The sequence below is a fragment of the Epilithonimonas lactis genome, assembly GCF_900110605.1.
Lineage (GTDB): Bacteria > Bacteroidota > Bacteroidia > Flavobacteriales > Weeksellaceae > Epilithonimonas > Epilithonimonas lactis.
Genome location: NZ_FOFI01000013.1, coordinates 1 through 1,545, shown reverse-complemented (window position 1 = coordinate 1,545; position 1,545 = coordinate 1). Strand labels below are relative to the sequence as shown.

1 tRNA gene and 1 rRNA gene are annotated in these 1,545 nt (G+C 48.2%); both read left to right on the top strand.

The annotated features are described in order from the left end of the window. A 16S ribosomal RNA gene (locus BMW39_RS19065) occupies positions 1-1,260 on the top strand; the annotation flags it as partial. Positions 1,261-1,463: 203 nt separating this feature from the next. After that, positions 1,464-1,537, top strand: a tRNA-Ile gene (locus tag BMW39_RS19060). Positions 1,538-1,545 lie beyond the last annotated feature (8 nt).

The window sequence follows — 1,545 nt, the reverse complement described above, 5'->3', positions numbered from 1 at the left end:
GGCTCACCAAGTCAATGATCTTTAGGGGGCCTGAGAGGGTGATCCCCCACACTGGTACTGAGACACGGACCAGACTCCTACGGGAGGCAGCAGTGAGGAATATTGGACAATGGGTGAGAGCCTGATCCAGCCATCCCGCGTGAAGGACTAAGGCCCTATGGGTTGTAAACTTCTTTTATACTGGGATAAACCTACTTACGTGTAAGTAGCTGAAGGTACAGTATGAATAAGCACCGGCTAACTCCGTGCCAGCAGCCGCGGTAATACGGAGGGTGCAAGCGTTATCCGGATTTATTGGGTTTAAAGGGTCCGTAGGCGGATCTGTAAGTCAGTGGTGAAATCTCATAGCTTAACTATGAAACTGCCATTGATACTGCAGGTCTTGAGTGAGATTGAGGTAGCTGGAATAAGTAGTGTAGCGGTGAAATGCATAGATATTACTTAGAACACCAATTGCGAAGGCAGGTTACCAAGTCTTAACTGACGCTGATGGACGAAAGCGTGGGGAGCGAACAGGATTAGATACCCTGGTAGTCCACGCCGTAAACGATGCTAACTCGTTTTTGGGGCCTTGCGCTTCAGAGACTAAGCGAAAGTGATAAGTTAGCCACCTGGGGAGTACGTTCGCAAGAATGAAACTCAAAGGAATTGACGGGGGCCCGCACAAGCGGTGGAGCATGTGGTTTAATTCGATGATACGCGAGGAACCTTACCAAGACTTAAATGGGAAATGACAGGTTTAGAAATAGACCCTTCTTCGGACATTTTTCAAGGTGCTGCATGGTTGTCGTCAGCTCGTGCCGTGAGGTGTTAGGTTAAGTCCTGCAACGAGCGCAACCCCTGTCACTAGTTGCTAACATTCAGTTGAGGACTCTAGTGAGACTGCCTACGCAAGTAGAGAGGAAGGTGGGGATGACGTCAAATCATCACGGCCCTTACGTCTTGGGCCACACACGTGCTACAATGGCCGGTACAGAGGGCAGCTACCAGGTGACTGGATGCGAATCTCGAAAGCCGGTCTCAGTTCGGATTGGAGTCTGCAACTCGACTCTATGAAGCTGGAATCGCTAGTAATCGCGCATCAGCCATGGCGCGGTGAATACGTTCCCGGGCCTTGTACACACCGCCCGTCAAGCCATGGAAGTCTGGGGTACCTGAAGTCGGTGACCGTAACAGGAGCTGCCTAGGGTAAAACAGGTAACTAGGGCTAAGTCGTAACAAGGTAGCCGTACCGGAAGGTGCGGCTGGAACATCTCATTTTAGAGCGTCTTAAGGACGATAAACAAAATTAAGTTTTTTATACTTGAAAAAGCTTTGGTTTACTTTGGTTGCTTATATAACAATATACCCCTAAAGATTAGTATCAGGGATTAGAGATTTTTAGTTTGAGAAGTTAGAGGTTAGATATTAGAAGTTAGTTCGCTAACGACCATCAACTAACAACCGACAACTAAAAACAACAAAGTCTCGTAGCTCAGCTGGTTAGAGCGCTACACTGATAATGTAGAGGTCGGCAGTTCGAGCCTGCCCGAGACTACTAATTAA